This window comes from Spiroplasma endosymbiont of Apeira syringaria, from assembly GCF_964020205.1.
GTDB classification, from domain to species: Bacteria; Bacillota_I; Bacilli_A; order Mycoplasmatales; family VBWQ01; genus Spiroplasma_E; species Spiroplasma_E ixodetis_A.
In genome coordinates this window covers 1501107-1525161 of record NZ_OZ026543.1, presented here as the reverse complement: position 1 = coordinate 1525161, position 24055 = coordinate 1501107, and the positions used below count along the sequence as shown (strand labels likewise).

The window sequence follows — 24055 nt, the reverse complement described above, 5'->3', positions numbered from 1 at the left end:
CTGCTTTTAATCAATTTCATTTAAAGTTTTAATTGGATTAATCTTCTTCATGGCATATCAATCAATAATAAAGGTTGTTGCATAAATACCAAAGACAATTAAACCAACCACAAGCGGTAATCATCAAACAAAGAATAATGGTAAAACCCATGTTGTATTAGCAGCTAAATAGTTAAGAATAAACTTAACAATTATTCATCCTACGGGAAAACCAATAACAAACATAACAGCAATCACTGGTAAATACATACCAATAACAATATTAGTTATTTTTGCATCACTATAACCAAGTGTTTTCATTGTTGCTATTGTTTTACGATTTTCATAAATTACTAAATTACTTGTTAATAAAATAATAAAGAACGAAATGATTAATGAAAAGATAATAAATGCAACCAATACTGTATCAACTAAAGCAGTAATTTGATTTAACAACTGATGATGGATATCTTGTGGCGTAATATTAACAGCACTACCTGCACCATAACCTTGATAAGTACCAGAACCATCAGTACCACCATTTAAACCAAAAGCACTGTAATCTCCATACATTTGCGAAGTTGAAAATGAATTAGTTATATCTGGTAATGATTGCGAATTTGAAAATTTAAAATTAAAAATTGGATTTTCATTTTCAAATATTTGATTAAGTTTATAAATAACGGGATCATTTAATTGATTAAGAAAATTTTGATATTCATTAAATGATTTTAATTTACCAAAATCAACATCACAAGTTGTTTTTTTGTCTTCTCATTCTTTTTTAAATAATAAAAATAAAAATTCTTTTGTTTTATTAAATGATAAAACTTTATCAGCATTAGTTTTACTAATATAAGCATTAGGTTGACCATAACCATTATATATACCAACTACTTTATACGTTGGTGTTTTAGAACTTATCTTATCATTATAAGAATTAACAACCTTACCAGCAGTAACTTCTTTTAACATATTTGTAACATTAATACCCATATTATCATAAGCCCCATCCTTTAACTCATCAACTTGTGTATAACCAGTTTGTTGTCTTAATAATGTTACATTATTAACATTTTTACTATCACCAACAATGTTATCAATATTAATTTTATCCAAATCAAAAGGTTTCAATTTATTATTATCTTTAAATTTCATAGTATTACCATTACTACTCATTTTAAATTCATCATTTATTTTTAAATTTAATTGTTTAGCAATCGTTTGATTAATAACAAGACTAATACTATCATCACTATTTTCTTGTTCTAAAAGTGGATTTAATGAAGAACCTCCAGCATCATATAATTGCATCATTGAAGGTTTGCCTAACTGTTGTTGATTTTGTAAACCATAAACTTTCATTAAATATTTGTTCTGTTTAAATAATTTTTCAGGAGTACCAATAAAGTAAGTTCCTAATTCATCAGTTTCTTTATCAAAAGGCACAACATTAAAAGCAACATTAAAAGGAGCATTGGGATCACTATAAGCTTTGGCAATATTTTGACGAATAAAATATGGGCTTTTAGTATAAGCACCTTGCACTACAGTTTGTCCCATTCTATTATAAAATAAAGCACCAAATCAAATTCCAACTTTATTAATTCAACTATCACGCTCTTTGTCACTAATTTCAGATGCATTATTATTCAATAATTGTGTTTCATTAGTTAAATGTCACGGATATAATTTATCGCTAGTATCAAAACTTAAATTATCAATATCATTAATAAAAGTAGGACCCTTACTTGAGGCATTTTTGTAAGCAGGAATATTACTATTTGCTCAATCTTTGAATTTTGTAATATCTAAATCATTAGGATTAGTACTAATCTTACCAGTCTTTGAAATCGTACCACTAATATTCATTGCCACTGTTGTTCGATATTTTTGATAAAATTTTCTAATAATATTATAAGTATTCTCACTATAAAAACTGTTAATATTAGTATTTTTTAAAACTGTGTCATACATTGGTAATGCATTTGGTCAAGCCATTTGTACCATAATTCCAACAATCACAGAAGCATCTTTAATATCACTAGAATCTAATCCATTTAAAAAGTTTTTAGTAAGCATTTTACCATTTAAATACGTTAAACCAGTATATCCTAAATCACTAATAGCACCACGGGGATTAGATTCATCTGACATTGGAGCATATGCTTCAGCATTAATATTATTTTCTAATAATTCTTTAACAAAAGTATCATTTAATGGTCCAGAATTATCAAAACGTGGTGGATGTCAATATGTATCACCAGTAGTACTATCAACAGTAGAAGTATAAGTTCAATCATCTTTATTATTTGGATTATAAGTTTTATAAAAACTATATGGAGAATTATAAGTCGGAATGTCATATTCAACTAAGGATTGATAATTCATACCAGTAAAAGAAAGTAATTTATTATCAGCCATAATTTTTGGACCAATAATAGATGTTGTCATTAACGTTGTTCCCAAAAACATAGTTAATGATGCTGCTGCCATTTTTCCAATTGATGATGTAAATAGTGATAAACGGAATCTTGTTAAAAATCCACGATTAATACTTTTTGTTTTAATAATTCGACTAAAGCGAGAATTAACAGTAGCTGATTCGTTTTTAATTAAATCTATTGGTTTTTTAATAACTGTTAAAGCGCTAATAACTCATGCAATAATTGATAAAAAACCAAATATTAAAATTAAACAATATATAAATCCTAAACCATCAAAAATAAAACGACCAAAATCTAGATTAAAATAGTTGGCAAATGTTTGAACTATAATTACTTGTAAACCACTTGCTGGTAAAAACACTAAAATAGTACCAATAAGTGCTGCTACCATTGGATAAGCTAAAGATGTAATTAAAATTTTAATATTACTATAACCTAATGATTTTAAAATTCCAATTTGTGTTCGTGAATTATCAATATTTTTATAAGTAATTAATATTACTGTAATTCCTGTAATAATTAAAACAATTAACAATAAACCAATTAATAAACTTTTAAATCCAATAATAGTTGCATTCAAAGTAGCAGTACGATTATTAAATGTATACTTATTATTTCCTAACTTATATACTAAAGCAGCATCAGAATCAATAGTATTAATATATTTACTTCTTAAACTTTGTGAAATTAATTTAATATCATTAATTTTACCTATTGTTGATTTTCCAACAAAATAAATTTCGCGATCATTATCAGAAGAAATTGTGATTTTTTCATTAGCTTTATCATATGATCAAATATAATTATTTTTTTCTAACCTTTTACTTAAACCAAATTGCATTGGATCAACGTATAATAAACCTTCACGAGTTTTATTTGGAATTGGTGTAGTTTGATCAATAATTGGGGTTGTGAAATCAGCAGATACACCATATCCAACAATTTTTAATCAATTATAACTACTATAAGCAGCATCATTTAAATCATATCCTGAAACTTTTAAACTACTTCCTAATTGATCTGATTGCACACGAATTGTATCATTAATATGCAAATTATTTTTTTGAGCAAATTCTTTATTAATAACTACCTGTTTTCAACTTGGAGTTTTATCTGGATTTTTACTATCTCCTATTTGATAACCATCACTAATGATTAATTTATCAATACGAGCATCTTGATTATAAGTTAATATTTTTAAAATTCTAGGATTACTATTATTATCTAATTGCATAGTTCTGCCTTCAACACGATCTCATATAAATTCATTACCAGCATCATTTGCAATATTGTTAATATCAAAATCATTCTTTTCATCAACAGCAGTTGTTGATGTTGAGATTTTATTAGAAACAGTTTTTGGAGTAGTATTAGATAAATCAATAACAAAATCATGTAAATTAGATTTTGCAACTAATGTTGAATATTCATCAGAAATTCTTGCTAAACTTGTTTGCATTAATGAAAAAATAGTTGATGATAATAATACTAAAACAATTAAACCAACTAATTGAATTTTATTACGAAATGCTTGTTTAAACGCATTTTTAAAAAGCAAAAATGATTGTTTTTTCATATTCGTTCTTCCTTTCTTTTAAATTTTAAAACAAAAAAAGTTATTGAATTAAAGCCATTTTTCAACCATTAATTAAAGTTTTTAAATCTTGAATAGTTTTAGTAATAAGTAGTGTTAATTGGGCACTTAAAAAATAAGTTAAATTCTTCTTAAAAATAGCAATTAAAAGTTTTTTATTATTATCAGTAATAAAAACTTGGTGGTCAAAATTAGTAAACATTTGTTTTTTAAATTGCCATGTTAAAATGATAATTTTAGTTTTAGTATATGCTTTTACTGGAAATTGTTTATTAAAAATATTAGGTAATGAAGAATTACTAAATAATGTCACTCAAGTTTTTTTCATTAAATTAAAAATTGTAAATAAATTATCACTAAACATTTTTCATGAAAAAAAACCTAATCAATAGTAAAAGAACACTAAAATTAGTATTGAAACAAAGTTATTTATTGATGGTAATGATATTTTAATCATAGTAAAATTAAATTGTAAAATAATGGCAATTATAATAATTGACAAAATAGTAAAACGCATCACTTTCATAATCTGATTATTATTACGGATTAAAAAACTAAAACAAATAAATAAATGTAAAATTGAAATCAATGATAGCATTGGTAAACTTTCTAAATCTAAAAAATTAATATTAATTACCATTTCTTGAACTGGTAATAAAAATAAACAAAATTGTGCTAAAAATCATAAACTAAATTGAAGAATAATGATTTTTGTTTTATTAAATATTTTTTTATTATTAATACTATTTTTATGAAAATTAATAGTAATTAAAAAAGTTAATTTCATAATTAAAAGTAAAAAAAGAACTGGTAAACCAAAAAAAATAAATAATTGTTCAAAATTATTAATACTATTAATTTTTAAAATATTACTACTACGTAACATTATATTCACCTTTAAATAAACTTTGCTATTATTATAATTATAAACTATTAAAATTAAATAATGCAATTATTTAGTTTTAGATAGTGTTCAAATATTCAAAAAAAAAGGAAAAAAAGAAAATGTTATGAAACTGCTGTATTAAATTCTTTAGTAATAATTTTGATAATGAATATCAATATTTACAACCTATTGATTCAAACTATATGTACTACCCCACTACTAATTATCAAACTACTACATCTACTACTAAAACAATAATTGTTGAACAACCAACTAAAAATACATCAACAGTTTTTTCAAATAGAAAAATTATTTCAAAACCATTGAAAAAAAAGATACAAGAAATTAATATTAATAATATTACTATTTTTGAAGAAGAAAGTGAAAATCAAACTAAACATATATCTTTATAAATAAAAAAGAGTTAATAAATATTTATTAACTCTTTTTTTTTAATTTATAACTATCTTTAACTTTTTTAAAAACCATTGTTTTGTAATCTTTATTATGATAATCATCAAAAACAAATATACCTATAAAATGATAACCAATGACTTTTGATTTTTCTTTTATTTTTACAAAAGTAACAAATTCTACTTTATCTTTAATATATTTTTCACCCAATTGTTTTCTTTTTTCACTTGTACTAGTACTATTAAATTGATAAATAACATTTCAATCTTCTGACAAAAAATTTGCATATCCTGTTTTAATTACTTTTTCTTTTTCGCTATTTGGAGTAATCGTTAAAAATCAAACTTGTTGATAATCATTTATTTTATAACCACTTTTTAATATTGATACACAATCTTCATTAGTAAAAAGAGTACTTAAAACCTCAAAAATTGTTTTAAATAATATTCTATCTTTGATAGTTATTTCTTTCTTGAATAAAATTGTTTTTAGTACCTCATTGTTCACTATATGGTCACCTCTATATAAACTATAACATAATTTTAATGATTCTTATTTATACGAAATAATAATCGGACTTCTCCCCACATGTACTTGTGGAGGGAATAATGAAACTGAATGAATTCAACAATGCTTTTCAAACTGAACAGCAATGTCTTGCATATATAGCAAATTTGAAAGAAAACAAATGTATTAGGTGTTTTAATTTTAATTTGAATACTTCTGATTTAAAAAGAATGAGATGTTTAAAATGTAATCAAACATTTAGCATTCTCACAGGCACCATATTTTCAAGGTCACAAACATCTTTAACATCTTGGTTTTATCTTATCTTTAGATGAATAAACACCAAACATGGAATTCCATCAACAGATATTGCAAAAGAATTGGGAGTGACTTTGAAAACTGCTTGAAGAATGACTCATAAAATCAGAACACGTATTGCAAAACAAAAACCTCAATTTATTGTTGAAGGTACAGTGCAAATTGATGAAATGTATCTTTCACATATGGGTTTTAAAAAACAAGGAAGATCCTTGGTGAATAAAACCTTGATTGTTGGCATTTATCAAAAAACAACCAATAATTTAATTGTGAAAGTATTGAAAAACGCAAAGAGTAAAAATCTTTTGCATTTTGCAAAAAACCACATTTCTTCAAAATGTCTTGTATATACTGATTCTTGAAAAGGATATTGCGATTTTAAATCAGTTTTCACTAAGCATGAAACAGTTAACCATCAAGATGGCTATGTTTCAAAAATTGGTGTAAATACCAACCAAATTGAATCAGTTTGAAAACATATAAGAAGAACATTTAAAACACATATCAAAGTTGCAAAACATCATGTTCATTTATATGCTAAAGAAGCTGCATATAAATTCAACAAGATACCTAGTTTTGAAACTGTAATGCTATGTTTGATTTAAAAATGTGGGGAGAAGTCCGTAGATAGGCTTTTCTCAGCATTTATGTGATAAAATTAAAATAGTACATAAAGGGAGAAAAGCCATAATAATACTAATTACATTGTAAATAATTTTGGTTGTAAACAAAATCCTGGTGTTAATTCATCAGCAATATGAACGTCTTCTCAATTTTCAGTCTCAATTGAAAATTGTTGACCTGTAGGTACTAAAACCGATAGTGGTGCAACTACTTCCATCATTTCACTAACTACTAATGTTTTTGATACTATTTTTTTTTCAATAATTGGGTTAATATAAATACAAGATTTTATATCATAACTATCAGTAAATGCCACTAAATTTTGATTGTACTGTCATAACATTTGTATTTTTTTATTTAAAGTTGTCAACTTCTGACTACCTTTTTTATTTAAAGTTTCTAACTTTTCTTTTTCTAAAAGTAATCGTTTTTTTTCTTTAAGTAGTTTTTGAACTTCTTCAGTTGCTTGATTACCAATTTTTGTTAATTTACTTTCTAGTAAAGAAATATTTTTTTCTCGGACTTATCACCACATGTACTTGTGGAGGGAATAATGAAACTGAATGAATTCAACAATGCTTTTCAAACTGAACAGCAATGTCTTGCATATATAGCAAATTTGAAAGAAAACAAATGTATTAGGTGTTTTAATTTTAATTTGAATACTTCTGATTTAAAAAGAATGAGATGTTTAAAATGTAATCAAACATTTAGCATTCTCACAGGCACCATATTTTCAAGGTCACAAACATCTTTAACATCTTGGTTTTATCTTATCTTTAGATGAATAAACACCAAACATGGAATTCCATCAACAGATATTGCAAAAGAATTGGGAGTGACTTTGAAAACTGCTTGAATAATGACTCATAAAATCAGAACACGTATTGCAAAACAAAAACCTCAATTTATTGTTGAAGGTACAGTGCAAATTGATGAAATGTATCTTTCACATATGGGTTTTAAAAAACAAGGAAGATCCTTGGTGAATAAAACCTTGATTGTTGGCATTTATCAAAAAACAACCAATAATTTAATTGTGAAAGTATTGAAAAACGCAAAGAGTAAAAATCTTTTGCAGTTTGCAAAAAACCACATTTCTTCAAAATGTCTTGTATATACTGATTCTTGAAAAGGATATTGCGATTTTAAATCAGTTTTCACTAAGCATGAAACAGTTAACCATCAAGATGGCTATGTTTCAAAAATTGGTGTAAATACCAACCAAATTGAATCAGTTTGAAAACATATAAGAAGAACATTTAAAACACATATCAAAGTTGCAAAACATCATGTTCATTTATATGCTAAAGAAGCTGCATATAAATTCAACAAGATACCTAGTTTTGAAACTGTAATTCTATGTTTGATTTAAAAATGTGGGGAGAAGTCCGTAGATAGGCTTTTCTCAACAAATCAGTTTATATAGCATTAGGATTTGATTTAGAAGGCAAAAAAGATGTTTTAGGATTATGAATTAGTGAAAATGAAGGTTCTAAGTTTTGATTATCTAATTTCACAGAAATGAAAAATAGTGGCTTAAATGATATTCTTATTGCTTGTAGTGATAATTTAACAGGCATGTCAGAAGCAATACAATCAGTTTATCCTAAAACAGAACATCAATTATGCATTGTTCATCAAATTAGAAATAGTTTAAAATATGTTTCATACAAACATCGAAAAGGTCTAGTTGCAGATTTAAAACCAATTTATAGTGCATGTAGTGAAGAACAAGCAATGCAAGCTTTAGAATCGTTTGAAAGTAAATGAAATAAACAATATCCTCAAATTACTAAATCTTGATATAAAAATTGAGATAATTTAATGGTTTGAGGCTTTTTAATAATCTGTGTATCTTTGTTTTATAAAGTACTAGTTTAGATTAATTCTGTCTTCAAATTTTATCATAAAATGAGCAATTGCTGTATTTCAATTTTGAATAGGCAATGTTCATTTTTTTGTTATATTTTCAATTGCCAAGTAAAATATTTTGAAAACTGCCATATCATTAGGAAAAACTTTTTTATTTCTGATGATTTTTCGTAATTGACTATTAACAGATTCAATAGCATTTGTAGTATAAATCACTCTTTTGATTTCTACTGGATAACTAATAAAAACCATTAAATTATCTCAATTTTTATATCAAGATTTAGTAATTTGAGGATATTGTTTATTTCATTTACTTTCAAACGATTCTAAAGCTTGCATTGCTTGTTCTTCACTACATGCACTATAAATTGGTTTTAAATCTGCAACTAGACCTTTTCGATGTTTGTATGAAACATATTTTAAACTATTTCTAATTTGATGAACAATGCATAATTGATGTTCTGTTTTAGGATAAACTGATTGTATTGCTTCTGACATGCCTGTTAAATTATCACTACAAGCAATAAGAATATCATTTAAGCCACGATTTTTCATTTCTGTGAAATTAGATAATCAAAACTTAGAACCTTCATTTTCACTAATTCATAATCCTAAAACATCTTTTTTGCCTTCTAAATCAACTCCTAATGCTATATAAACTGATTTGTTAATAATCCGTTTATCTTGTCGTACTTTAACTACTATACAATCAAAATAAACAATAGGATAAATACTTTCTAATGGTCGATTTTGTCATGCTTTAACATCATCAATAACATCATCAGTAATTTGACTAATAACACTTTCACTAATATCAGCACCATGATATAACTCTTGCAACTGCATTCTAATGTCAGATAATGTCATTCCTTTTGCATACAAGGAAAGAACTTGTTGATCAAAACCATCAAATCTTCTTTGCCTTTTAGGAACTATTACAGGAGTAAAATTACTATTGCGATCTCTTGGTACATCAATTTCAATTTTACCTTGTTGAGTTATTAATTTTTTTGAACTTGTACCATTACGAGCATTTTCAGTAGTACTATGTTTATTTTTTTCATATCCTAAATAATTTTGCATTTCAGAATTCAACATTTTTTCAACTAATCTTTTTGTTAATTCTTTATATAAACCGCCAGGTTTAAAAACTGTTGTTAAATCTTCAGTATTTTCTAGTAATAAATCTACTGCTTTTGATATTGGATCATTATTATTAAAGTTATCTTTTTTAGCCATCTGTAACTCACTCTTTCTAGTCATTTAATTATATTTACTAGAATTAATTAAACATAGTTATTTTTGTAAGTTACACAGATTACTAAACATTTCCAATGGTTTTTATTAGTTATCCAGTAGAAATCAAAAGAGTGATTTATACTACAAATGCTATTGAATCTGTTAATAGTCAATTACGAAAAATCATCAGAAATAAAAAAGTTTTTCCTAATGATATGGCAGTTTTCAAAATATTTTACTTGGCAATTGAAAATATAACAAAAAAATGAACATTGCCTATTCAAAATTGAAATACAGCAATTGCTCATTTTATGATAAAATTTGAAGATAGAATTAATCTAAACTAGTACTTTATAAAACAAAGATACACAGATTATTAAAAAGCCTCTTCATTACTTTTAGTTACTGGCATTGGTACGATGTTAGAAAGCATTATCGTATCATCAACTTTTTGCTTTACTATAACTGTCGCATATTTTGTTTTAATATATTTTGAATTTTTGCAAATTTGAGTATCATATCACTCTATAGGACTTTGAGTATGTTCTCTCATTTTTTCTTTATTTTTTTGATATCATCTGTAATAATATTCTCGTTTTCTTGCTTTCACTTCTGACTTTTGATTATATTCTCGTTTTCTTGCTTTCACTTCGGGTCTTTGATAATATTCTCGTATTTTTTCTTTATTTTTTTGACATCATCTGTGATTATATTCTCGTATTTTTTCTTTATTTTTTGGGACCATCTTTGATAAGATTCTCGTTTTCTCGCTTTCACTTCAGGCCTTTGAGAATATTTTAATTTTTTAGTTCCAACCTCAGGTTTTTGATTATGTTTCCGTATTCTTTCTTTGCTTAAATTTTTTTGATTAATTTGAATTATTTTAAAAATTTTTTCTATTTTTTTAATTAGTACTTTCTTATTTTTTTCCATTGTATACATAATATTTTCCTTTCAAAAAATAAAAAAACCTATTTACTTTAAAAAATAAAGCAATCGGTTAAAAACTTATATTTAGATTAAAACATATAATTTTTATTACAATGATAATACATTAATATTTCTAAAAATAAAAAACAATTTTCTTATAATTAATTTTGTTTTTTTAGTAGTGTTTTTTTTCTTTCTTAACTTCCTTTTTCTTTAATTTTTTATGTTTTTTCTTTTTCTTATTTCTTCTGAATCAATTTCAAAATGAACGCTTTTTCTTTACCGTTTTAATAATAGTAGGCTCAAATATTTTATTAGTATCACCAATTGAAAAATCATTACAAACAGAATTAATATTGGCTTTTCTCCCTTTATGTACTATTTTAATTTTATCACATAAATGCTGAGAAAAGCCTATCTACGGACTTCTCCCCACATTTTTAAATCAAACATAGAATTACAGTTTCAAAACTAGGTATCTTGTTGAATTTATATGCAGCTTCTTTAGCATATAAATGAACATGATGTTTTGCAACTTTGATATGTGTTTTAAATGTTCTTCTTATATGTTTTCAAACTGATTCAATTTGGTTGGTATTTACACCAATTTTTTAAACATAGCCATCTTGATGGTTAACTGTTTCATGCTTAGTGAAAACTGATTTAAAATCGCAATATCCTTTTCAATAATCAGTATATACAAGACATTTTGAAGAAATGTGGTTTTTTGCAAACTGCAAAAGATTTTTACTCTTTGCGTTTTTCAATACTTTCACAATTAAATTATTGGTTGTTTTTTGATAAATGCCAACAATCAAGGTTTTATTCACCAAGGATCTTCCTTGTTTTTTAAAACCCATATGTGAAAGATACATTTCATCAATTTGCACTGTACCTTCAACAATAAATTGAGGTTTTTGTTTTGCAATACGTGTTCTGATTTTATGAGTCATTCTTCAAGCAGTTTTCAAAGTCACTCCCAATTCTTTTGCAATATCTGTTGATGGAATTCCATGTTTGGTGTTTATTCATCTAAAGATAAGATAAAACCAAGATGTTAAAGATGTTTGTGACCTTGAAAATATGGTGCCTGTGAGAATGCTAAATGTTTGATTACATTTTAAACATCTCATTCTTTTTAAATCAGAAGTATTCAAATTAAAACTAAAACACCTAATACATTTGTTTTCTTTCAAATTTGCTATATATGCAAGACATTGCTGTTCAGTTTGAAAAGCATTGTTGAATTCATTCAGTTTCATTATTCCCTCCACAAGTACATGTGGGGAGAAGTCCGTTAATATTTTCATTATAACTAATAAATAATAGTTCATCATTTAACATTAATATTTCATTTCTACTAGGAATAATAACTTTACCGTGACGTTTAATTGCAACTAAGTTAATTTTATAATTGCTAGGAATTTTTAAAGTTTCTAGTTTTTTATTTGTAAACTTAGTATTTTTAACAATTACATTAGCTATTGAGTACTTTTCATCAACTGTAGTTAAATCTATTCCTAATTTTCAAATAGCACGATATGCAGCTTTCTTACCGGCTTCTGTTTCAGATAAAATAATATTAGTAATACCAATTGCTTCTAAAATTAGTTGGTGAGTACTATCAACAGCTTTAGCAATAAGATTAAGTGATGATAATGTATTGTGTTCACGATGAATTGCTAAAACATGAACAGCAGTAACAATTGAAGCTGCTAAATCAGAACCAATAGCAATAATAATATTTTGCACTTTATGAATTCCAGCATCATTTAATGCATCACGATTAGTCGAATCTAAAATTAAAGTTTCAGAAGCTATTGATGAAACTAATTGACAACGGTCTTCTCTTTTATCAATAGCTAATGTAACTTTACCTAATTCTTCTAAAGTTTTAACAACTGAAATTCCGAATTTACCTAAACCAATGACACAAAAATCATTTTCTGATGAAGACATCTATATCCTTCTTCCTTAAATAATATTTACTTAAATATGTTATATTATACTAAATTATAAACTAATTCTTAAAATATTGGTATTTTACATTTAAAACTAATATTTAATAGAAATGACTATAGTATAGTATAATAATAAAAGAAAATGTTATTTTAGGAGTTTTTTGATGCTATCTAAGGTTAATTATCGTAGTGTAAAAAATATTTTTAAAATTATTTTTGTTGGTAAAACCCGTCCCCGACAAATGTTTAATTTATATTTTTTCACTTTATTAGTTTGAACAATACTTTTAATGACACCAATTGCCACAACAAAAGGACAATGAAACTTTTTGCCTGCCCTTTTTACTGCTAGTAGTGCGTTTTCTGACACTGGTTTAACAGTAAAAAGTACTGCTAATGATTTTACTTTCTTTGGTCAATTTATTATTTTAATTTTAATTAAATTTGGTGGTATTGGTTTAATTACAGTTAAACTAGCAATATTATCCTTATTTGTATTTAATCGACATACCAGTTTAAGAGAAAGATTACTAATGCAAGGTGAACGTGGTTCTAATAAATTAGGAAAGACTATTGATGTATTAAAAATTGGTATTATTGTTATGACAATTACTGAATGTTTAGGAGCAATTGTTTTATTTTTATATTTTTATTTTGTGCCTATCTCAGGAATAGAATATGGTCTAAACAATAATACAGGTTACTATAATCACATACTATTAGCATTATGATCGGGAATTTTCCACTCAATTTCTGCTGTTAATAATGCTGGATTTGATATAGTTGGTATAACTTCATTAGAACCTTTTCAGAGTGATTATTTTGTGCAGTGAATTTTTATTATTGAATTTGTAATTGGTGGTATTGGTTTTCCTGTTTATTATGATTTATATCATTGAATTAAAAGTAAAACTCATGGTAAAAAATTTAGATTTAGTTTATTCACTAAACTAACATTAATAACATATTTTTTAGTTGCGATATTGGGTGTTAGTAGTGTTATGTTTATTGAATATTTTTCACGTAATGTCATAACTCCGTCAAGGCAAGAGCCCATTTTTAAAAATTTATCGACATCTGATGCAATTATGGCTGTTTTTTTTAATACAATGTCAACAAGAAATGCTGGATACTATACAGTTGACTTAAATAAATTTCACCTTGCCTCACAAATGATTCAATCATTAATGATGTGAATTGGTTCTTCACCAGCAAGTACTGCCGGAGGAATTAGAACGACAACTTTAGCAATTATTCTTTTAACAATTTTTAATATTGCACGTGGCCGTAATGATGTTTTTGTATTCAAGCGTAAAATTCCTAATAAAACTGTTCGTATGTCATTTATAGTCGGTACACTTGGTTTTATTTTAGTTTTTGTATCAGTAATGATTATCACAATTGAAAATGTTTTTTTAACAGATAATTCTGATATGACCTTTGCACAAGTAATTTTTGATGTTTCAAGTGCTTTTGGAACAACAGGACTTTCATTATTTGATAATTCCAAATTAGGTATTTTTAGTCAACTTAGTTTAATTTTTGTCATGTTTGTGGGACAATTAGGAGTATCAACTACTGTTCTTGCTTGAAGTGATCGTAAATCAAAACCAACGATAAGTAGAGTTGAAGAAAACGTATTAATTGGATAAATTAAGAAACGGTGAACACATATGATAAAAATTTTAGATGGTAAAATAATTGCCCAGCAAATTAAAGCAAAAATTAAATCACAAGTAATAACTATTACTAATCGCAAACCTAAACTAGCAGTAATAATTATTGGTGAAGATTTAGCATCACAAATGTACGTACGAACTAAAATTAAAGCATGTCAAGAATGTGGTATTGATGGACAAGTATTTTCACTAACAACAACAGTAACACAAAAAGAAATAATTAATAAAATTGAACAATTAAATAGTGACAATAATATTGATGGAATTTTAGTACAATTACCACTACCAAAACATTTAGATACATTAGCAATTATTAATAGCATTACTATTAATAAAGATGTTGATGGTTTAACAAATATTAATGCCGGAAAATTATTACAAGGTGATAAAAAAGCAATGTTGCCTTGTACAGTAAAAGGTATTTTAAAATTACTAAATCACTATCAAATTCCCATTTCTAAACAAAATATTACTATCATTAACGATAGTAATATTGTTGGTAAACCATTGGCTTTATCATTAACTAATATGGGAGCAACTGTTAGCATTGTTCATAAATTAACCAAAGACTTAACTATTTATACTAAAGAAGCTGATATCATTTGTAGTGCTACTGGTGTCTATAATATTATTAATAGTAGTCAAGTTAAACGTGATGTTGTTATTATTGATGTAGCAATTAATTATCAAGGTAAAGAAAAAAAAGTTGTTGGTGATATTAATTTTGAAATAATGAAAAATACCGCTTCAGCAATTACTCCTGTGCCTGGTGGTGTTGGACCAATGACTATTGCCATGTTATTAGAAAATTTAATGATTTGCTATCAATTAAATAATAAATATAATTAAATTGGAAAATTAAATGTTAAAGAAAAATTGGATTAAAAAAAGATTAAATAATATTGAAAAAAATAATTTAGAATTATTAAAATTTAAGTTTTTAAAAGAAACTATTTCAACAAATAGTGTTTATTTTGATAGTCATTTACATTTTTTAAAACCTGAAAATTATTCAGATTATCAAATACATAATGAAAATAATACTATTATTTTTAAAATAGAAGTTAATACACAAAAATTATATGATGATTGAATAAAAGGAATGAATAATTTTGCTTGAGATTATATTTTAAGTAAAAAATATATAAATATTAACACTTAATATAATTTAAAAACTAATGATTTTATTAATAAACTTAATCAAAACTTATTTCTTTTAAAAAATAATCGGACTTCTCCCCACATGTACTTGTGGAGGGAATAATGAAACTGAATGAATTCAAAAATGCTTTTCAAACTGAACAGCAATTTCTTGCATATATAGCAAATTTGAAAGAAAACAAATGTATTAGGTGTTTTAATTTTAATTTGAATACTTCTGATTTAAAAAGAATGAGATGTTTAAAATGTAATCAAACATTTAGCATTCTCACAGGCACCATATTTTCAAGGTCACAAACATCTTTAACATCTTGGTTTTATCTTATCTTTAGATGAATAAACACCAAACATGGAATTCCATCAACAGATATTGCAAAAGAATTGGGAGTGACTTTGAAAACTGCTTGAAGAATGACTCATAAAATCAGAACACGTATTGCAAAACAAAAACCTCAATTTATTGTTGAAGGTACAGTGCAAATTGATGAAATGTATCTTTCACATATGGGTTTTAAAAAACAAGGAAGATCCTTGGTGAATAAAACCTTGATTGTTGGCATTTATCAAAAAACAACCAATAATTTAATTGTGAAAGTATTGAAAAACGCAAAGAGTAAAAATATTTTGCAGTTTGCAAAAAACCACATTTCTTCAAAATGTCTTGTATATACTGATTCTTGAAAAGGATATTGCGATTTTAAATCAGTTTTCACTAAGCATGAAACAGTTAACCATCAAGATGGCTATGTTTCAAAAATTGGTGTAAATACCAACCAAATTGAATCAGTTTGAAAACATATAAGAAGAACATTTAAAACACATATCAAAGTTGCAAAACATCATGTTCATTTATATGCTAAAGAAGCTGCATATAAATTCAACAAGATACCTAGTTTTGAAACTGTAATTCTATGTTTGATTTAAAAATGTGGGGAGAAGTCCGTAGATAGGCTTTTCTCAGCATTTATGTGATAAAATTAAAATAGTACATAAAGGGAGAAAAGCCAAAATAATTTAATATCAAAAAATAATATTTATGTTGTAAGAGTTTGAACTTCAAAAATAGAAAAAAATAATTTCAATATTTCTTCCTTTGAAAAAGATTGAGAAGAATTTAGCGATGTTGGATATTGATGAACAGATAAAGACACTTTAAATAAAGAAGTTTCTTTAAATAAAAAATTACGTTTTACTTTTAGAAATTCATCAGACTCTTTAATAAAAGAACTATTATTTAAAGGAAACCATGAAATTACAATAAAATATGTTGAAACTGAAACTGAAATTACTACTAAAGGTTTTGAATATAAAAATTCTAATTGATGAAAAAGAAATTGATCATCATTTATTTCAATATTTATTTCAATTTTAGCACTTTTATTTACAATCATATTTAACTTTTTAAATTAATATAAATCATTAAAGCACTAAATCAAAAATAAATCATATTGTATGTAAAAATTATAAAATTTGTTATAAAAATAATTAGAAACTAAATTATAAATTTTAACTCATTGCTTTTATTTTAAAAGTAAATGAGTTTTTTTACATTTAAAAAGGAGTACAAAAATATGAAATATTTTAATCCAAATTATTGATTTAAATTATGATTATTAATCACGCCACTTTTTAATAATCAACTTCAAAATATTAATGCTAAAATAATTTATAATAAAGAAAATATTAAAGATTGAAAACCTAAAAATATATCTATTACAGATTGTACACAATCTAATGATCAAGATATTACTTGTATTCATGAAGCAGGACATACAACAATGATTTTAGATTCTAAATTTAAAAATAAATTTCAAAAGTTAGAATATATTAGTTCAGATTCCCAATACCTTGGAAGAACAATATCTGATGAACTTACACCTTTAAATCAAATTAAAAATATAAGTGATAATGACTTATATACCTTATTACGAATTGATTTAGCTGGATTTGCTGCTGAATCTATGTTTTTTGATAGTAACCCTTTAAAATATATTATCGGACAAGCAAGAATTATGGATTCAAGTGACTTACAACACTATCATAATATTTATCAAGAAGAGTTTGAATCAAGAAAATTAAAACCCTACAATGAAAATTCTTTAATTTTTATAGGTAAACAATTAAATGAAACAAGAAAAATAATAAATAATAAGCTAGAATTTGAAAAAATTCTCAAAACATGTTGTCTAATAAACTACGTTAATAAAAACCATACTGATTATATTTTAAAACATAAAGAAATACCTATTCCGCTATTTAAAGAAAAAGAAATTGAAAAACTTACAAAAATACAAATACAAGCACTCATAACACAACAAATTAAAAACTTTTGATCATATCAAATTCAAACATTTTCAACAAACCAAATACAAGCATTTACCAAAGAACAAATACCGGCATTTACAAAAATACAAATCCAAGCACTTACAGAAAAACAAATCAAAGCACTAACACAATAACAAATACAAAGCTTTACAACTCAACAAATACAAGCACTCACAACAAAACAAATACAAGCACTTACAAGTGAGCAAATTCAAATACTCACACAAGAACAAATCAAAAACTTTTGATTATGACAAATAAAATCATTTACAAAAGAACAAATACCAAAATTTGAACCAGAACAAATAGAAAAATTTACACCTTGACAAATAAACGTACTTAACAAAGAACAAATACAAACACTCACAAAAGAACAAGTTATTTCACTGACAACTGAACAAATACAAGCACTCACAAACCAAAAAATTAAAGAATTATCAGCAGAACAAATACAAGCACTAACAATTGAACAAATACAAAAGTTAATATCTTGACAAATCAAAGCACTAACAGAACAACAAATATCATTTTTTGAGAAATAACAAATACAATCATTTACACCTTGACAAATAAACGTACTTAACAAAGAACAAAAACAAGCACTTACTGAAGGACAAATACAAGCACTCACACAAGAACAAATCAAAAACTTTTGATTATGACAAATAAATCATGGAAATGTTTAGTAATCTGTGTAACTTAGGAAATGTTTAGTAATCTGTGTAACTTACAAAAATAACTATGTTTAATTAATTCTAGTAAATATAATTAAATGACTAGAAAGAGTGAGTTACAGATGGCTAAAAAAGATAACTTTAATAATAATGATCCAATATCAAAAGCAGTAGATTTATTACTAGAAAATACTGAAGATTTAACAACAGTTTTTAAACCTGGCGGTTTATATAAAGAATTAACAAAAAGATTAGTTGAAAAAATGTTGAATTCTGAAATGCAAAATTATTTAGGATATGAAAAAAATCAACATAGTACTACTGAAAATGCTCGTAATGGTACAAGTTCAAAAAAATTAATAACTCAACAAGGTAAAATTGAAATTGATGTACCAAGAGATCGCAATAGTAATTTTACTCCTGTAATAGTTCCTAAAAGGCAAAGAAGATTTGATGGTTTTGATCAACAAGTTCTTTCCTTGTATGCAAAAGGAATGACATTATCTGACATTAGAATGCAGTTGCAAGAGTTATATCATGGTGCTGATATTAGTGAAAGTGTTATTAGTCAAATTACTGATGATGTTATTGATGATGTTAAAGCATGACAAAATCGACCATTAGAAAGTATTTATCCTATTGTTTATTTTGATTGTATAGTAGTTAAAGTACGACAAGATAAACGGATTATTAACAAATCAGTTTATATAGCATTAGGAGTTGATTTAGAAGGCAAAAAAGATGTTTTAGGATTATGAATTAGTAAAAATGAAGGTTCTAAGTTTTGATTATCTAATTTCACAGAAATGAAAAATCGTGGCTTAAATGATATTCTTATTGCTTGTAGTGATAATTTAACAGGCATGTCAGAAGCAATACAATCAGTTTATCCTAAAACAGAACATCAATTATGCATTGTTCATCAAATTAGAAATAGTTTAAAATATGTTTCATACAAACATCGAAAAGGTCTAGTTGCAGATTTAAAACCAATTTATAGTGCATGTAGTGAAGAACAAGCAATGCAAGCTTTAGAATCGTTTGAAAGTAAATGAAATAAACAATATCCTCAAATTACTAAATCTTGATATAAAAATTGAGATAATTTAATGGTTTTTATTAGTTATCCAGTAGAAATCAAAAGAGTGATTTATACTACAAATGCTATTGAATCTGTTAATAGTCAATTACGAAAAATCATCAGAAATAAAAAAGTTTTTCCTAATGATATGGCAGTTTTCAAAATATTTTACTTGGCAATTGAAAATATAACAAAAAAATGAACTGGATGGGTTACACTTTATTGGACACTAATTACGTAGACAAGTGAACAAAGAAAGGAACTATAATTATGGCCAATATTAACTCATATACCGATGAATTTAAAAAACAAATAGTAGCTTTATATCAAAGTGGCAAATCAGTATCTTGCCTTGCTAAAGAATATAATGTTACAAGAGCAGCTACTTACAATTGAATTAAGCAAGGCTTTTCTCCCTTTATGTACTATTTTAATTTTATCACATAAATGCTGAGAAAAGCCTATCTACGGACTTCTCCCCACATTTTTAAATCAAACATAGAATTACAGTTTCAAAACTAGGTATCTTGTTGAATTTATATGCAGCTTCTTTAGCATATAAATGAACATGATGTTTTGCAACTTTGATATGTGTTTTAAATGTTCTTCTTATATGTTTTCAAACTGATTCAATTTGGTTGGTATTTACACCAATTTTTGAAACATAGCCATCTTGATGGTTAACTGTTTCATGCTTAGTGAAAACTGATTTAAAATCGCAATATCCTTTTCAAGAATCAGTATATACAAGACATTTCATCAATTTGCACTGTACCTTCAACAATAAATTGAGGTTTTTGTTTTGCAATACGTGTTCTGATTTTATGAGTCATTCTTCAAGCAGTTTTCAAAGTCACTCCCAATTCTTTTGCAATATATGTTGATGGAATTCCATGTTTGGTGTTTATTCATCTAAAGATAAGATAAAACCAAGATGTTAAAGATGTTTGTGACCTTGAAAATATGGTGCCTGTGAGAATGCTAAATGTTTGATTACATTTTAAACATCTCATTCTTTTTAAATCAGAAGTATTCAAATTAAAATTAAAACACCTAATACATTTGTTTTCTTTCAAATTTGCTATATATGCAAGACATTGCTGTTCAGTTTGAAAAGCATTTTTGAATTCATTCAGTTTCATTATTCCCTCCACAAGTACATGTGGGGAGAAGTCCGTTAAGCAATTTACTAATTCAGGTAGTTTTAAAACTAAAGATAATCGTTCTGTTGAAGAAAATGAATTAATTAAATTAAGAAAAGAATTAAAACAATTAAGAATGGAAAATGATATTTTAAAGCAAGCAGCACTAATAATAGGCAGAAAGTAGAGATTATTGCAAATAATAAATCTAAATATAAAATTCGCACAATGTGTCATTTTTTAAAACTCTCTAAATCAACATATTATTTTAATTTAAAGAAAAAAGAAAATAAAATCAAAAATAATATTTATGATGAAGCTGTTATTAGTGCTTTTAAAGAAAATAAAGAAGTTTATGGTACTAGAAGATTAAAAGTCATTCTAGAAAACCAAGAAATTTATTTATCAAGAAGAAAAATTAAAGAAATTATGAATAAACATAATTTAATATCAAAATACACTAAATTATCATACAAAAATCATAATAACAAAGTTAACGATAGTCCAATAAACAATCTTGTTGATAGAAACTTTAATAATAGAGTTAAAAATGAAGTTATTGTTAGTGATTTAACTTATGTTCAAGTAAATGGTAAGTGAAACTATATTTGTTTATTAATTGACCTATTTAACCGCGAAATAATTGGACATAGTGTAGGTACTAAAAAAGATGCATCATTAGTATATCAAGCATTTATGCACTCAAATCGCTGTTTAAAAGATATTCAAATATTTCATAGTGATCGCGGTAATGAATTTAATAATAAAATTATTGATAAACTTTTACTAGCATTCAATATTAATCGCTCTTTAAGCAAAAAAGGTTGTCCTTATGATAACGCTGTTGCTGAAGCAACCTTTAAAACTTTCAAAACCGAATTTATTAATGATAAAAATTTTACATCATTAATCCAATTAAAATTAGAATTATTTGATTACATCAATTGATATAACAACATAAGAATTCACGGCACTTTAAAATACTTAACTCCAGTTAATTATCAAAAACAAATGTCTACCAAAAAATAGTCCTAAAAAAGGTTGCCATTCCAGAACATTGCCTATTCAAAATTGAAATACAGCAATTGCTCATTTTATGTATTATTTTAATTTTATCACATAAATGCTGAGAAAAGCCTATCTACGGACTTCTCCCCACATTTTTAAATCAAACATAGAATTACAGTTTCAAAACTAGGTATCTTGTTGAATTTATATGCAGCTTCTTTAGCATATAAATGAACATGATGTTTTGCAACTTTGATATGTGTTTTAAATGTTCTTCTTATATGTTTTCAAAATGATTCAATTTGGTTGGTATTTACACCAATTTTTGAAACATAGCCATCTTGATGGTTAACTGTTTCATGCTTAGTGAAAACTGATTTAAAATCGCAATATCCTTTTCAAGAATCAGTATATACAAGACATTTTGAAGAAATGTGGTTTTTTGCAAACTGCAAAAGATTTTTACTCTTTGCGTTTTTCAATACTTTCACAATTAAATTATTGGTTGTTTTTTGATAAATGCCAACAATCAAGGTTTTATTCACCAATGATCTTCCTTGTTTTTTAAAACCCATATGTGAAAGATACATTTCATCAATTTGCACTGTACCTTCAACAATAAATTGAGGTTTTTGTTTTGCAATACGTGTTCTGATTTTATGAGTCATTCTTCAAGCAGTTTTCAAAGTCACTCCCAATTCTTTTGCAATATCTGTTGATGGAATTCCATGTTTGGTGTTTATTCATCTAAAGATAAGATAAAACCAAGATGTTAAAGATGTTTGTGACCTTGAAAATATGGTGCCTGTGAGAATGCTAAATGTTTGATTACATTTTAAACATCTCATTCTTTTTAAATCAGAAGTATTCAAATTAAAATTAAAACACCTAATACATTTGTTTTCTTTCAAATTTGCTATATATGCAAGACATTGCTGTTCAGTTTGAAAAGCATTGTTGAATTCATTCAGTTTCATTATTCCCTCCACAAGTACATGTGGGGAGAAGTCCGATGAGCAATTGCTGTATTTCAATTTTGAATAGGCAATGTTCATTTTTTTGTTATATTTTCAATTGCCAAGTAAAATATTTTGAAAACTGCCATATCATTAGGAAGAACTTTTTTATTTCTGATGATTTTTCGTAATTGACTATTAACAGATTCAATAGCATTTGTAGTATAAATCACTCTTTTGATTTCTACTGGATAACTAATAAAAACCATTAAATTATCTCAATTTTTATATCAAGATTTAGTAATTTGAGGATATTGTTTATTTCATTTACTTTCAAACGATTCTAAAGCTTGCATTGCTTGTTCTTCACTACATGCACTATAAATTGGTTTTAAATCTGCAACTAGACCTTTTCGATGTTTGTATGAAACATATTTTAAACTATTTCTAATTTGATGAACAATGCATAATTGATGTTCTGTTTTAGGATAAACTGATTGTATTGCTTCTGACATGCCTGTTAAATTATCACTACAAGCAATAAGAATATCATTTAAGCCACGATTTTTCATTTCTGTGAAATTAGATAATCAAAACTTAGAACCTTCATTTTCACTAATTCATAATCCTAAAACATCTTTTTTGCCTTCTAAATCAACTCCTAATGCTATATAAACTGATTTGTTAATAATCCGTTTATCTTGTCGTACTTTAACTACTATACAATCAAAATAAACAATAGGATAAATACTTTCTAATGGTCGATTTTGTCATGCTTTAACATCATCAATAACATCATCAGTAATTTGACTAATAACACTTTCACTAATATCAGCACCATGATATAACTCTTGCAACTGCATTCTAATGTCAGATAATGTCATTCCTTTTGCATACAAGGAAAGAACTTGTTGATCAAAACCATCAAATCTTCTTTGCCTTTTAGGAACTATTACAGGAGTAAAATTACTATTGCGATCTCTTGGTACATCAATTTCAATTTTACCTTGTTGAGTTATTAATTTTTTTGAACTTGTACCATTACGAGCATTTTCAGTAGTACTATGTTGATTTTTTTCATATCCTAAATAATTTTGCATTTCAGAATTCAACATTTTTTCAACTAATCTTTTTGTTAATTCTTTATATAAACCGCCAGGTTTAAAAACTGTTGTTAAATATTCAGTATTTTCTAGTAATAAATCTACTGCTTTTGATATTGGATCATTATTATTAAAGTGGAATGGCAACCCTT

General features: G+C 25.7%; 26 protein-coding genes and 2 pseudogenes. 15 read left to right on the top strand and 13 right to left on the bottom strand.

Annotated features, from left to right (window positions below):
- Positions 1–6 precede the first annotated feature (6 nt).
- Together AACL02_RS09395 and AACL02_RS09390 are read right to left on the bottom strand one after the other, a co-directional pair.
- Entirely contained in the window at positions 7–4002 is a 3996-nt protein-coding gene (locus AACL02_RS09395; RefSeq protein WP_339041113.1) for an ABC transporter permease, read from the bottom strand.
- A 40-nt stretch (positions 4003–4042) separates the two neighbouring features.
- Entirely contained in the window at positions 4043–4660 is a 618-nt protein-coding gene (locus tag AACL02_RS09390) for a hypothetical protein (protein ID WP_339041111.1), read from the bottom strand.
- A 365-nt stretch (positions 4661–5025) separates the two neighbouring features.
- Here AACL02_RS09390 and AACL02_RS09385 point away from each other — a divergent pair, with 365 nt between their 5' ends.
- Positions 5026–5319: a hypothetical protein gene (locus AACL02_RS09385; protein ID WP_339041109.1), complete on the top strand. Its 294-nt coding sequence runs from the start codon at positions 5026–5028 to the stop codon at positions 5317–5319.
- A gap of 25 nt (positions 5320–5344) precedes the next feature.
- Here the strand turns inward: AACL02_RS09385 and AACL02_RS09380 are convergent, their stop codons facing one another.
- Positions 5345–5827: a hypothetical protein gene (locus AACL02_RS09380; RefSeq protein ID WP_339041107.1), complete on the bottom strand. Its 483-nt coding sequence runs from the start codon at positions 5825–5827 to the stop codon at positions 5345–5347.
- Between the two features lie 107 nt (positions 5828–5934).
- Between AACL02_RS09380 and AACL02_RS09375 the strand changes: the two genes are divergently transcribed.
- A complete protein-coding gene (locus AACL02_RS09375; RefSeq protein WP_339043708.1) occupies positions 5935–6750 on the top strand; it encodes an IS1595 family transposase in 816 nt (271 codons plus the stop codon).
- 95 nt (positions 6751–6845) lie between these two features.
- Here the strand turns inward: AACL02_RS09375 and AACL02_RS09370 are convergent, their stop codons facing one another.
- Positions 6846–7139 (bottom strand): hypothetical protein, encoded by a 294-nt coding sequence (locus AACL02_RS09370; RefSeq protein ID WP_339041105.1) that lies wholly within the window; start codon positions 7137–7139, stop codon positions 6846–6848.
- 183 nt (positions 7140–7322) lie between these two features.
- On the opposite strand from AACL02_RS09370, the gene AACL02_RS09365 reads away from it, so the two are divergent.
- Both AACL02_RS09365 and AACL02_RS09360 read left to right on the top strand, forming a co-directional pair.
- Complete coding sequence (locus tag AACL02_RS09365) at positions 7323–8144, top strand: IS1595 family transposase (RefSeq protein ID WP_339041103.1); 822 nt, start codon at positions 7323–7325, stop codon at positions 8142–8144.
- Positions 8145–8176: 32 nt separating this feature from the next.
- Positions 8177–8605 (top strand): annotated as a pseudogene (locus tag AACL02_RS09360) (IS256 family transposase); the annotation flags it as partial.
- Positions 8606–8644: 39 nt separating this feature from the next.
- Here the strand turns inward: AACL02_RS09360 and AACL02_RS09355 are convergent.
- A complete protein-coding gene (locus AACL02_RS09355) occupies positions 8645–9883 on the bottom strand; it encodes an IS256 family transposase (protein WP_339043707.1) in 1239 nt (412 codons plus the stop codon).
- A gap of 95 nt (positions 9884–9978) precedes the next feature.
- Between AACL02_RS09355 and AACL02_RS09350 the strand changes: the two are divergent.
- Positions 9979–10230, top strand: a pseudogene (locus tag AACL02_RS09350) (transposase); the annotation flags it as partial.
- Positions 10231–10408: 178 nt separating this feature from the next.
- Here AACL02_RS09350 and AACL02_RS09345 read toward each other — a convergent pair.
- From AACL02_RS09345 to AACL02_RS09335, 3 genes are all read right to left on the bottom strand, one after another.
- Positions 10409–10816, bottom strand: a complete 408-nt coding sequence (locus tag AACL02_RS09345; RefSeq protein WP_339041101.1) for a hypothetical protein — start codon at positions 10814–10816, stop codon at positions 10409–10411.
- Between the two features lie 608 nt (positions 10817–11424).
- The gene (locus tag AACL02_RS09340; RefSeq protein WP_339041099.1) at positions 11425–12075 is read right to left on the bottom strand and encodes an IS1595 family transposase; all 651 of its coding nucleotides are present in this window, start codon (positions 12073–12075) and stop codon (positions 11425–11427) included.
- Positions 11987–12772 (bottom strand): TrkA family potassium uptake protein, encoded by a 786-nt coding sequence (locus tag AACL02_RS09335; RefSeq protein WP_339041097.1) that lies wholly within the window; start codon positions 12770–12772, stop codon positions 11987–11989. Before AACL02_RS09335 ends, AACL02_RS09340 begins: the two co-directional genes overlap by 89 nt.
- Positions 12773–12938: 166 nt before the next feature.
- On the opposite strand from AACL02_RS09335, the gene AACL02_RS09330 reads away from it, so the two are divergent.
- The 4 genes from AACL02_RS09330 (at position 12939) to AACL02_RS09315 (ending at position 16538) form a co-directional block, all read left to right on the top strand.
- On the top strand, positions 12939–14426 hold the full coding sequence (locus AACL02_RS09330) for a TrkH family potassium uptake protein (RefSeq protein ID WP_339041095.1): 1488 nt from the start codon (positions 12939–12941) through the stop codon (positions 14424–14426).
- Positions 14427–14447: 21 nt separating this feature from the next.
- Positions 14448–15302 (top strand): bifunctional 5,10-methylenetetrahydrofolate dehydrogenase/5,10-methenyltetrahydrofolate cyclohydrolase, encoded by an 855-nt coding sequence (locus AACL02_RS09325; RefSeq protein ID WP_281749445.1) that lies wholly within the window; start codon positions 14448–14450, stop codon positions 15300–15302.
- Positions 15303–15315: 13 nt separating this feature from the next.
- Entirely contained in the window at positions 15316–15615 is a 300-nt protein-coding gene (locus AACL02_RS09320) for a hypothetical protein (RefSeq protein ID WP_339041093.1), read from the top strand.
- A 107-nt stretch (positions 15616–15722) separates the two neighbouring features.
- Entirely contained in the window at positions 15723–16538 is an 816-nt protein-coding gene (locus AACL02_RS09315; RefSeq protein ID WP_339043706.1) for an IS1595 family transposase, read from the top strand.
- 110 nt (positions 16539–16648) lie between these two features.
- Here the strand turns inward: AACL02_RS09315 and AACL02_RS09310 are convergent, their stop codons facing one another.
- On the bottom strand, positions 16649–17005 hold the full coding sequence (locus AACL02_RS09310) for a hypothetical protein (RefSeq protein WP_339041091.1): 357 nt from the start codon (positions 17003–17005) through the stop codon (positions 16649–16651).
- 180 nt (positions 17006–17185) lie between these two features.
- Between AACL02_RS09310 and AACL02_RS09305 the strand changes: the two genes are divergently transcribed.
- The 4 genes from AACL02_RS09305 to AACL02_RS09295 all read left to right on the top strand — a co-directional run bounded on the left by AACL02_RS09305 (position 17186) and on the right by AACL02_RS09295 (position 20141).
- The gene (locus tag AACL02_RS09305) at positions 17186–18073 is read left to right on the top strand and encodes a hypothetical protein (protein ID WP_339041089.1); all 888 of its coding nucleotides are present in this window, start codon (positions 17186–17188) and stop codon (positions 18071–18073) included.
- Between the two features lie 3 nt (positions 18074–18076).
- The gene (locus tag AACL02_RS12535; RefSeq protein ID WP_422397854.1) at positions 18077–18481 is read left to right on the top strand and encodes a hypothetical protein; all 405 of its coding nucleotides are present in this window, start codon (positions 18077–18079) and stop codon (positions 18479–18481) included.
- 254 nt (positions 18482–18735) lie between these two features.
- Positions 18736–19935, top strand: coding sequence for an IS256 family transposase (locus tag AACL02_RS09300; RefSeq protein ID WP_422397853.1), 1200 nt, complete (start codon positions 18736–18738; stop codon positions 19933–19935).
- A 29-nt stretch (positions 19936–19964) separates the two neighbouring features.
- Positions 19965–20141 carry a transposase gene (locus tag AACL02_RS09295; RefSeq protein WP_339041085.1) on the top strand — a complete coding sequence of 59 codons (177 nt, stop codon included), beginning with the start codon at positions 19965–19967 and terminating at the stop codon, positions 20139–20141.
- 40 nt (positions 20142–20181) lie between these two features.
- Here the strand turns inward: AACL02_RS09295 and AACL02_RS09290 are convergent, their stop codons facing one another.
- Both AACL02_RS09290 and AACL02_RS09285 read right to left on the bottom strand, forming a co-directional pair.
- Complete coding sequence (locus tag AACL02_RS09290; protein ID WP_339040631.1) at positions 20182–20454, bottom strand: transposase; 273 nt, start codon at positions 20452–20454, stop codon at positions 20182–20184.
- A complete protein-coding gene (locus AACL02_RS09285; RefSeq protein WP_339041083.1) occupies positions 20405–20836 on the bottom strand; it encodes a hypothetical protein in 432 nt (143 codons plus the stop codon). Before AACL02_RS09285 ends, AACL02_RS09290 begins: the two co-directional genes overlap by 50 nt.
- Between AACL02_RS09285 and AACL02_RS09280 the strand changes: the two genes are divergently transcribed.
- Entirely contained in the window at positions 20817–21023 is a 207-nt protein-coding gene (locus AACL02_RS09280) for a hypothetical protein (RefSeq protein ID WP_339041081.1), read from the top strand. The genes AACL02_RS09285 and AACL02_RS09280 overlap by 20 nt on opposite strands.
- On the top strand, positions 20945–21865 hold the full coding sequence (locus tag AACL02_RS09275) for an IS3 family transposase (RefSeq protein ID WP_339043705.1): 921 nt from the start codon (positions 20945–20947) through the stop codon (positions 21863–21865). The genes AACL02_RS09280 and AACL02_RS09275 overlap by 79 nt, the downstream gene beginning before the upstream one ends.
- A gap of 134 nt (positions 21866–21999) precedes the next feature.
- Here AACL02_RS09275 and AACL02_RS09270 read toward each other — a convergent pair whose 3' ends face one another.
- Together AACL02_RS09270 and AACL02_RS09265 are read right to left on the bottom strand one after the other, a co-directional pair.
- Positions 22000–22821: an IS1595 family transposase gene (locus tag AACL02_RS09270; RefSeq protein WP_339041079.1), complete on the bottom strand. Its 822-nt coding sequence runs from the start codon at positions 22819–22821 to the stop codon at positions 22000–22002.
- Entirely contained in the window at positions 22821–24050 is a 1230-nt protein-coding gene (locus tag AACL02_RS09265) for an IS256 family transposase (RefSeq protein WP_339041077.1), read from the bottom strand. The genes AACL02_RS09270 and AACL02_RS09265 overlap by 1 nt, the downstream gene beginning before the upstream one ends.
- Positions 24051–24055: the final 5 nt, after the last annotated feature.